The sequence below is a fragment of the Acinetobacter sp. OYA S30 genome (assembly GCF_033599315.1).
In the GTDB taxonomy this organism is placed as follows: domain Bacteria; phylum Pseudomonadota; class Gammaproteobacteria; order Pseudomonadales; family Moraxellaceae; genus Acinetobacter; species Acinetobacter baumannii.
Genome location: NZ_JAWVAV010000064.1, coordinates 1 through 10,063, shown reverse-complemented (window position 1 = coordinate 10,063; position 10,063 = coordinate 1). Strand labels below are relative to the sequence as shown.

Here is a 10,063-nt window from a genome sequence, read left to right as displayed (position 1 = left end):
CAGACCACGCTCCTGCGTGGTCTTTTTTTATGCTTGTTTTTTGATTAAACACAGTTTGTAAAGACCGACTTCATAGTTCTGGCATTGTTTGTCTAAGCCAATTTCTTCATGTTCTTATAACACTTAACAAGGATGTTGAAGACATGAAAAGGTCATTATTATTTTTAGGAATTCTAAGTTTAACTGCTGGAGCACAAGTCTCTGCAGCTGATTTGAGTTGGGGTGATCCAACTTTAGATTCGGGTCAATTTAAAGTGTCTGGCGCAGTACGTTCTCGTTATTTACATAAAGATTATGTGGTCGGGGCGAATGAAGGTTCCCAAAATGATGACTGGCGACTTACTGATATTAAATTAGTGTTGGGTTATGAAAACCCAAACTGGATTGCAGGAGCAGATGCTCGCTGTTATCAATATGATCGCTTGTGTGATGCGATTTTTCTAAAAAAAGCTTGGGTAGGGTATAAGTTATCTGACCAACAAAGAGTCACGGCAGGTTTGCAGCCTGTTGATTTTGGCTTTGGTGAATTTTGGGGAAGTAGTTATTACGAAACGCTTTTAAATACCGTTGGTTTAGAAGATATTGATAATCTGGGGATTAAATATAAATTTGCAGATGACAAATACAATTTAACCTTAGGATTCTATCCAACTGATGGAGGAAATTATAAGGGGACATCAAAAGACTCAAGCCGATATAGTGGTAATTTCGTTGAAGCTGATGATTTAACTACAGGAACCAATATTGAAGAAAAAAATATGTGGATTGCGCGGGCCTCTAGCAAATTTGAGCTTGATAAAGCTCAAAAATTTTCGACCGAGTTAGGTGGTTCAGTTTGGTATTCAGATTTAGAAAATAAAAGAACAGATGAAGATGGACACCGCAAATCATGGAATGTATTTGCTCAAACGCAATATCAAGCATGGCAATGGATGTTCTTAGCAGGTAAGCAAGATGTCACTAATGGCGATAATTTATTGCCAAATAGCTCAACCATTGGAGCATTTGATTACCCGTATCAAGTTGCTAACAAAGGAAAATATCTGGTCAATGAAATTAACTATACCTTTGCTCAGCCATTCCACAAAATTGAAAATATTAAGCCCTATATCTCTCATAGCCGCTTTTTCAAAGATGAGGATGGATATAAAGACTCTGAGCGTTTAATTGCAGGCGTTTATTTTAATTACAAAGCCATTGGTATTCAGGGTGAATATATTATGAGTAAAAATGATCCAATGGTAGGTGGTGGGGCGAATGGCCTTGCACAAGGTAGCAGTAATGATTGGGATAAACTGTTTTATCTTTCAATTGGATATTATTTCTAAAAGTTAAAAGTAAACTATTGCCCTAAGTGAACAGGCCCACTTAGGGCTTTTTTTTTATAGAAAGACTTTTTCAGGCGGTGGCTCTCGTTTGACGGCTGGTGAAATGAGTTGTCCACGGCTTAGGTTTTGCACATGCTGTAAACGATTGAGCAATTCGTTTTGAATAAACAAAATACAGGTTTGTAATTTAGATGAGCTTTTGAGTCGTGATGGATAAACTGCCCAGACATCTGCATCTTGCCAGTACTCAGGCAAAATATGCTGAAGTTGGCCGGTAATCAATTCATCTGCAACATCCCAAATCGAACGGAAAATAATACCGTGACCTTCTATGGCAAGTTGATGAATAATTTCACCGTTATTTGAAACAAAGCGGGGTTTGATATGCACTGAGACATCTTCGGAAGCATGCCTAAATTTCCATAAAACCGAGGATTGGTCGCGTTCACTAATTGTTAAACAGTCATGTGTTTGCAAATCTTCAATACTGTCAGGTACACCGTGTTTAAGTAAATAACTCGGTGACGCGCACAAAATACGAAAATTAGAAGCCAGCTTCTTCGCAATCATATTGGGTGCAATTTCATTACCAATTCTAATGTCTAAATCAATACTGTGTTGAATCAGGTCTTTGGTGTTGTCGATGGTATCAAAATGAATCTGTAGTTTTGGATACAGCATCATTAATTTAGACAAAATTGGTGCGACATGTTTTCTGCCAAAACCAAAGCTACTAATAATATCCATACGACCCGTGGGTGTACTCAGCGGGTTATTGACTAGTTCGCAGACTTCATCAAATTCTTCAAGAATATTTGAAACTCTCTCAAGTATGAGTTTGCCATCTTCTGTCAGGCTAACGTGACGTGTACTGCGGTGAAAAAGTTTGCAGCTCAACGTGTTTTCTAAAATATTAATTCGCTTGCTAATAAAAGCTGGCGATGTCCCGAGTTCCTCAGCAGATTCGACAAAACTTTTTAGTTTGGCGACTGTGCAAAAAACCTTTAAATCCGATAGGTTAGGTAGATTATTCACGATCCGTGTCCATTGGAGTGATAGTTCTGTTGTTGATCATTTTTGCTTAAAACATCATGTTTAAGCCATACAAGGATATTAGTCGAAGGTGTGAAGGAAGCTTATGGCAAAAAGATATAAAGTTGCCACGATTGCAGGCGATGGCATTGGTTTAGAAGTTCTACCAGAAGGTATTAAGGTTGTAAAGGCAGCAGCAGAGAAGTACGGCATTGATCTTCAGTTAGATGCTTTCGATTGGGCAAGCTGCGATTACTACCTTAAGCACGGCAAAATGATGCCAGATGACTGGTTTGAAACTTTGCAGGGCTACGATGCAATTTATTTTGGCGCTGTAGGCTGGCCAGATAAAGTGCCTGACCATATTTCGCTTTGGGGTTCGCTGCTCCAGTTCCGTCGTGGTTTTGACCAATATGTAAATTTACGTCCAGTGCGCTTAATGCCGGGTGTGAAATGTCCATTGGTAGGTAAAAAACCAGGCGATATCGACTTCTACGTGGTTCGTGAAAATAGTGAAGGTGAATACTCAGCGATTGGCGGTAAAGCTTTTGAAGGAACAGACCGCGAGTTTGTTTTACAAGAAGCCGTATTTACACGTCATGGCGTAGACCGAATTTTGCGTTATGCATTTGAGCTTGCAAATCAGCGAGATGCGAAAAAAATTACCGCAGCGACTAAGTCAAATGGTATTGCAGTGAGCATGCCGTACTGGGATGAGCGCGTTGATGCGATGGCAAAACAGTATCCACAAATTCAAGCTGATAAACAGCATGTTGATATTTTAGCGGCTCGTTTTGTTTTACAACCTGAACGCTTTGATGTGGTTGTGGCATCGAATTTATTTGGCGATATTCTTTCCGATTTAGGTCCTGCATGTACGGGAACCATTGGTTTAGCGGCATCGGCAAATTTAAACCCAGAAAGAAAATTTCCATCACTGTTTGAACCTGTCCATGGTTCAGCACCAGATATTTACGGTAAACAAATTGCCAACCCAATCGCTGCGATTTGGTCGGGTGCCATGATGTTCGAATTCTTTGGTGAAGAAGACGAGCGCTGTATCCAAGCGGGTCAAGATATTATGCAGGCGATTGAGAATGTATTAATTAATGGCCCAAAAACAGCCGATATCGGCGGTCAGGCAAAGACTTATGAGGTAGGAGATGCAATTGCATCATGTGTAGCCCAAACTAAAATGGACGTATTCGCTATGGAATAACGCCATCCAAAAATGGATGTATGGATATGGATAATCAAAACACAAAAATTTATACGGATAAATTTCTTGCCGTCACCAGCTTACTGTTTGTATTTATTTCAGTTGCTGGTTTGGCGATTTATTCGCAAGAATCGATAAAGATTGCTGCAACATGGATGCAGTGGACGACATCGGTATTTACAACCCCAGTATTACTGTTTGCTTTTTTAGCCATTATTTTTACTTTTGGTCTTGCCTTTAGTAAATACGGAAAAATTAAGCTTGGAGAAGGAAAGCCTCAATACACCACGATGTCATGGATTTTTATGTTCATCTTGTCGGGTATTGGGTCTTCTACATTGTACTGGGGCTTTTTGGACTGGGCCTACTATTATCAAACTCCGGGTTTGAGCTTACCGCCTGAGTCAGCAGAAGCATTGAAATATAGTGTGGCTTACTCGTTTTTTCACTCTGGCTTAAGTGCATGGGCAATTTATGCTTTGGCATCAATTTCTTTGTGCTACAGCTATCATGTGAGAAAAAATAAAGGCTTAAGTTTGGCTTCAGTGATTGAGGCTGTGACAGGCTTTAAATCAACTGGTGTGGTTGGTCGTTTAGTCGACTTAATGTTCTTGCTTTGCATGTTCGGTGCATTGACGATTTCATTGGTACTCACTGCCGTGACATTTACCAATATTTTGTCTCAGCTCACAGGCATTCCAAATACCTTTATGACCAAGGTCATCATTATTTTGGCAGTTTCAGTTCTGTTCGCACTCAGTTCATATGTAGGTATGGACAAGGGCATGCAGCGTTTAAGTCATATGGTGTGCTTGGGTGTAGTGTTATTTGCAATTTATGTACTTTGCTTTGGTCCGACTCAATTCATTTTGAATAATTCATTAATGAGTTTCGGGTTAATGGCAACCAACTTTGTCGATATGAGTTTGTTTACCGACCCAATGGGTGACGGCAAGTTTACTCGTGAATGGACTGTTTTCTACTGGTTATGGTGGATTTCATATGCACCGGGTGTGGCACTCTTTGTAACGCGTGTTTCTAAAGGCCGTACTATTAAAGAAGTGATCTTTGCCATGGTCATTGGTGGCAGTGTTGGTCTTTGGTTCATCTTTGGTGTGTTTGAAAACTATAGCGTTTATAGCTTTATTCATGGGGCTGTAAATGTGCCACAAATCTTGAGCCAACAAGGTGGTGAGGTTGCAATTGGTCAATTGCTTAGCCTGTTACCTGCCGGAAAACTCATGATGTGGATTTTCCTCGGCATTATGGTGGTGTTCTTGGCAGCACACATGGATGCAGTAGGGTATGCGGTTTCGGCAACATGTACACGCGGTTTAAGTGAAGGGCAAGACCCATCGCCAAATGCACGTCTGTTCTGGTGTGTCATGCTGACCTTAGTTCCAATTGCCATGATCTTTAGTAAAGCACCATTAGACACCATGAAAACGGCAACTATTGTGACGGCTTTACCATTCATCGTGATTATTCTGATTCAGACCTATGGCTTAGTGAAATGGCTCATACAGGATTATGCCAAAGTCCCATCACATTTAATTGAGCAACAAGGTTATGATGAGCAGGAAATTGGTTTAAACCAGACTCAAGATGAACATGCAAAACGGATGCAGCTTGAGCTTGCAAGCTCAATCAAACTGGATAGAAAAACCAGCTAGAGGGAATGGTAATGACGACATATGAACAGGCTACTTATGCCTTAAGTGAAGAAATGCAAAGCCTTGTGTATTGGAGCAGCATTTATTCACCAGCAGATGCAGATATTGACTCAGTCCGTGCGGCATATGATGCCATGTGCCGACACTACACTTTGCCACGTGATGACAAGTTAGATGTAGAAGATCGAGTGATTGCAAATGAAGAGCATCCTGTGCCTGTTCGTGTGTATTTACCAAAAACAAATCGACCTGGGTCTGGTTGGCCATGTGTGTTGTATCTACATGGTGGTGGTTGGATGGTAGGTGGACTCGATTCACATGAGTTTATTACCAGTTATTTGTGTAAGGACTTAAATGCGGTTGTTATTAGTGTGGATTACCGCTTGGCTCCAGAGCATCGTTTTCCAGCAGCCTTTGAAGATTGTTTAGCAGTCTATCACTGGCTTAAACAACATGGTTCAGCTTGGCAAATCGATAGTGAAAATATCGTTCTAGCAGGCGATAGCGCGGGCGGTAATTTAGCAGCTGCCCTTGCAGTGGAACTACAACATAGTGGTTTACAAGCTCAAGGGCTGGCATTGGTTTATCCATGTTTAACGACAGCATTTGATACCCCATCCGCACAAAAGCACGCCCATGCGCCGTTGTTAACGACAGAAGATATGCATTTTTATTTAAAGGAATATGCTCCGGACTCACAAGATTGGCAGGATTTACGTCTAGCCCCTTTATTGGCGACGGACTTTTCAGATATGCCTACAAGTTTTGTAGCCGTTGCTGAATATGACCCTTTAAGTGATGACGGTTATTTCCTTACCCAAAAATTGGAACAAGCAGGTATCCCTAACGAGTTCCATTTAGGCAAAGGTTTATTACATGGCAGTTTACGTCTGATGCGTGACTGTCCGGAAGTTCAACATTTATATCAAAACATGCTGAGTGCGATACGCCGCATGTTTGGCAGTGTCGAAAAGACATCAATTTAATATCGAGTCATTTGGACGAAAAGAATTTAATGGAGTAAAAACATGAGTGCAGTTGAAAAATTACCTGAAGATTTTTGCGCAAACCCAGATGTTGCATGGACTTTCCCTAAAGTTTTCTATACTTCATCTCAAGTTTTCGAGCACGAGAAAGAGGCAATCTTTGCTAAAAGCTGGATTTGCGTTGCACATGGTAGTGAGTTGGCTCAGCCAAATGACTATATTACCCGTAAAGTGATTGGTGAAAATATTGTCATCATTCGTGGTAAAGATAGTGTTCTACGCGCATTTTATAATGTGTGCCCGCACCGTGGTCATGAACTTTTAAGCGGTAGTGGTAAAGCAAAAAATGTAATTACCTGCCCATATCATGCATGGACGTTTAAGCTAGACGGTAGCTTAGCTTTGGCACGTAACTGTGACCACGTTGAATCTTTCGATAAAGAAAACTCAAGCATGGTGCCTTTAAAAGTCGAAGAATATGCAGGTTTCGTATTTATTAATATGGATGAAAATGCGACTTGTGTAGAAGACCAGCTCCCGGGCTTTGCTGAGCGTTTAAATCAAGCATGTGGTGTGATTAAAGATTTAAAATTGGCAGCACGCTTTGTGACAGAAACACCAGCAAACTGGAAAGTGATTGTTGATAACTACATGGAATGCTACCACTGTGGACCTGCACATCCAGGCTTTGCTGACTCTGTACAAGTCGATAAATACTGGCACACAACGCATCAAAACTGGACATTGCAATATGGTTTTGCGCGTTCATCTGAGAAGTCATTCAAACTTGATCCATCAGTAACAGATCCTGAGTTTCATGGTTTCTGGACTTGGCCTTGTACCATGTTCAACGTACCACCAGGCAGCAACTTCATGACAGTTATTTATGAATTCCCTGTTGATGCGGAAACAACTTTGCAGCATTACGATATTTACTTTACGAACGAAGAACTGACTCAAGATCAAAAAGATTTGATTGAGTGGTATCGCAATGTATTCCGTCCTGAAGATTTGAACTTGGTAGAGAGCGTACAACGTGGTTTGAAATCACGTGGTTATCGTGGTCAAGGCCGTATCATGACTGACAAGCAACGTTCTGGTATCAGTGAGCATGGTATTGCTTACTTCCAACATCTTGTGGCGCAGTACCATCAATAAAAACAAAGGGATTTATTCAGGTGTAAAGATGACTTACACCTGATTCTTCAGTTAGGAAGACGATATGTCGAGTTTACAAAGTACTGAACTATTTCAGCAACAAGCCTATATTAATGGGCAATGGCTAGCTGCACAGTCGAATGCGACTGTTCCGGTGAGTAATCCAGCTACAGGCGAAGAAATTGGCACAATTCCTAATATGGGAGCGGCAGAGGCAACCCAAGCAGTTGAAGCTGCCTATACGGCTTTACAAAGTTGGAAAGCTTTAACGGCCCAAAACCGTGCTGATATCTTATTGGCTTGGCATAAACTGGTTCTCGATCATACCGATGAACTTGCTTTAATCATGACCATTGAGCAAGGCAAGCCTTTAGCAGAAGCAAAAGGTGAGGTTCGCTATGCTGCATCATTTATTCAATGGTTTGCCGAAGAAGGCAAGCGTATTTATGGTGATGTGATTCCAACGGTAAATAACCAGCAGCGCTTTATTATCAGTAAAGAACCTGTAGGTGTGGTGGCTGCGATTACGCCGTGGAATTTCCCAATTGCCATGATTACCCGTAAAGCAGCGCCAGCTTTAGCAGCGGGTTGTACGGTCGTGATTAAGCCAGCCAATGAAACACCTTACTGTGCATTAGCGATTGCAAAGCTTGCAGAAAAGGCAGGTATACCAGCTGGTGTGATTAATATTGTTACTGGTAAATCTCAAGAAATTGGCTCGGTATTTACTTCACATGAAAAAGTGAAGAAGTTGACTTTCACTGGTTCAACACCAGTGGGCCGTTTACTGATGCAGCAGTGTTCAAGCACCATTAAAAAATTGGCGCTTGAGTTGGGCGGAAATGCTCCTCTGATTGTGTTTGATGATGCCGATTTAGATAAAGCTGTACAAGGCGCGATTTTTGCCAAGTTCCGTAATGCAGGCCAGACCTGTGTTTGTGCTAACCGCATTTATGTACATGACAATATTTATCAAGCTTTTGCCGAGAAGTTTGTACAAGAAGTACAAAAGTTTAAAGTCGGTAATGGTTTGGAAGATGGCGTACAAATTGGTCCATTAATTAATGAAAAGGCAGTTTTGAAAGCACAGCAGTTAATTGATGATGCAGTGAGCAAAGGCGCTAAGATTGCCTGTGGTGGTAAGCAGCATGCTTTAGGACAAACCTTTTATGAACCATCAGTTTTAACTAACGTTGACCGTACAATGGAAATTGTCCAAGAAGAAATTTTTGGTCCAGTTGCGCCGCTCATTCGCTTTACAGATGAAACAGATGTGGTTGCTCAAGCAAATGACACTATCTTCGGTTTGGCTGCGTATGTTTATAGCGAAAATATTTCACGTTTATGGCGAGTGTCAGAACAGCTTGAATATGGAATGGTCGGTATGAATGCCACTGCAATTTCAAATGAAGTTGTACCATTTGGCGGTGTGAAACAATCAGGTGTTGGGCGTGAAGGCTCAAAATATGGTCTTGAAGAATTCATGACCATTAAATACATGTGTTTAGGGCTTTAAGGATAAGCCCTAACAACAAAAATATGCGGTAAAAGAAGGATTCTAATATGGCGAGTCATTATGAAATGTTCCCAGCGGTTGTTACTCGTGTGGAACAGCTAACCCCTTTAATCAAACGGTTTACGTTCAAACGTCAAGATGGGCAGAACTTTCCTCGATTTAGTGGGGGAAGCCATATTATTGTCAAAATGAATGAACAACTTTCTAATGCCTACTCATTGATGAGCTGTACGCAAGATTTATCAACTTACCAAGTCTGCGTTCGTAAGGATGTGGAAGGTAAGGGTGGATCAGTTTTCATGCATGATCAGTGCAATGAAGGCTGTGAAATCCAGATTTCAGAACCAAAAAATTTATTCCCGCTAGCTGAAACAGGCAATAAACATATCTTGATAGCTGGTGGTATTGGTATTACACCATTCTTACCTCAAATGGATGAGCTGGCAGCACGTGGAGCAGAGTATGAGCTGCACTATGCTTACCGTTCACCTGAACATGCAGCTTTACTTGATGAGCTAACACAGAAACATGCAGAGCACGTATTTAGTTATGTCGATTCAGAAGGCAGCATGCTTAACTTAGATGAATTAATTTCATCACAACCAAAAGGCACACATGTATATGTATGTGGACCTAAACCTATGATTGATGCGGTGATTGATTGTTGTAACAAGCACCGTTACCGCGATGAGTACATTCATTGGGAGCAATTTGCCTCAACAGTTCCTGAAGATGGTGAAGCATTTACGGTGGTACTTGCCAAATCTAATCAGGAAATTGAAGTACAAAGTAACCAGACTATTTTACAAGCCATCGAGACATTAAATATTGATGTGGAATGTCTATGCCGAGAAGGGGTTTGTGGTACATGTGAAACCGCTATCTTAGAAGGTGAAGCAGAACACTTCGATCAATACTTAAGTGATGCTGAAAAAGCTTCACAAAAGAGCATGATGATTTGTGTATCAAGAGCAAAAGGCAAAAAATTGGTATTAGATCTTTAATATATTTCTGTGGCCGATCAATTGCTTAAAGTAAGAATTTGCTAAAAAATGAACAAATAATGGCGATCTGAATCATATTTGTTCATTTGGTGGGCATAAAGAGTTTTGAAGTATTGACCTGCTATACAGAACTATAGATAATGCGCA

8 protein-coding genes are annotated in these 10,063 nt (G+C 40.9%); 7 read left to right on the top strand and 1 reads right to left on the bottom strand.

Annotated features, from left to right (window positions below):
• Positions 1–143 precede the first annotated feature (143 nt).
• Entirely contained in the window at positions 144–1,328 is a 1,185-nt protein-coding gene (locus R5R67_RS18145; protein WP_000830714.1) for a porin, read from the top strand.
• A 54-nt stretch (positions 1,329–1,382) separates the two neighbouring features.
• Here the strand turns inward: R5R67_RS18145 and R5R67_RS18140 are convergent, their stop codons facing one another.
• Positions 1,383–2,363: a LysR family transcriptional regulator gene (locus tag R5R67_RS18140; protein WP_001061609.1), complete on the bottom strand. Its 981-nt coding sequence runs from the start codon at positions 2,361–2,363 to the stop codon at positions 1,383–1,385.
• A gap of 103 nt (positions 2,364–2,466) precedes the next feature.
• Between R5R67_RS18140 and R5R67_RS18135 the strand changes: the two genes are divergently transcribed.
• The 6 genes from R5R67_RS18135 to cntB all read left to right on the top strand — a co-directional run bounded on the left by R5R67_RS18135 (position 2,467) and on the right by cntB (position 9,916).
• On the top strand, positions 2,467–3,579 hold the full coding sequence (locus R5R67_RS18135) for a tartrate dehydrogenase (RefSeq protein ID WP_001129668.1): 1,113 nt from the start codon (positions 2,467–2,469) through the stop codon (positions 3,577–3,579).
• 20 nt (positions 3,580–3,599) lie between these two features.
• On the top strand, positions 3,600–5,252 hold the full coding sequence (locus R5R67_RS18130; protein ID WP_002036843.1) for a BCCT family carnitine transporter: 1,653 nt from the start codon (positions 3,600–3,602) through the stop codon (positions 5,250–5,252).
• 11 nt (positions 5,253–5,263) lie between these two features.
• The gene (locus R5R67_RS18125) at positions 5,264–6,238 is read left to right on the top strand and encodes an alpha/beta hydrolase (protein ID WP_000214733.1); all 975 of its coding nucleotides are present in this window, start codon (positions 5,264–5,266) and stop codon (positions 6,236–6,238) included.
• Between the two features lie 42 nt (positions 6,239–6,280).
• Complete coding sequence (cntA, locus tag R5R67_RS18120) at positions 6,281–7,396, top strand: carnitine monooxygenase subunit alpha (RefSeq protein WP_001277084.1); 1,116 nt, start codon at positions 6,281–6,283, stop codon at positions 7,394–7,396.
• Positions 7,397–7,460: 64 nt separating this feature from the next.
• Positions 7,461–8,912: an NAD-dependent succinate-semialdehyde dehydrogenase gene (locus tag R5R67_RS18115; protein ID WP_000096955.1), complete on the top strand. Its 1,452-nt coding sequence runs from the start codon at positions 7,461–7,463 to the stop codon at positions 8,910–8,912.
• Positions 8,913–8,959: 47 nt separating this feature from the next.
• Positions 8,960–9,916, top strand: a complete 957-nt coding sequence (cntB, locus tag R5R67_RS18110) for a carnitine monooxygenase, reductase subunit CntB (protein ID WP_000146424.1) — start codon at positions 8,960–8,962, stop codon at positions 9,914–9,916.
• Positions 9,917–10,063 lie beyond the last annotated feature (147 nt).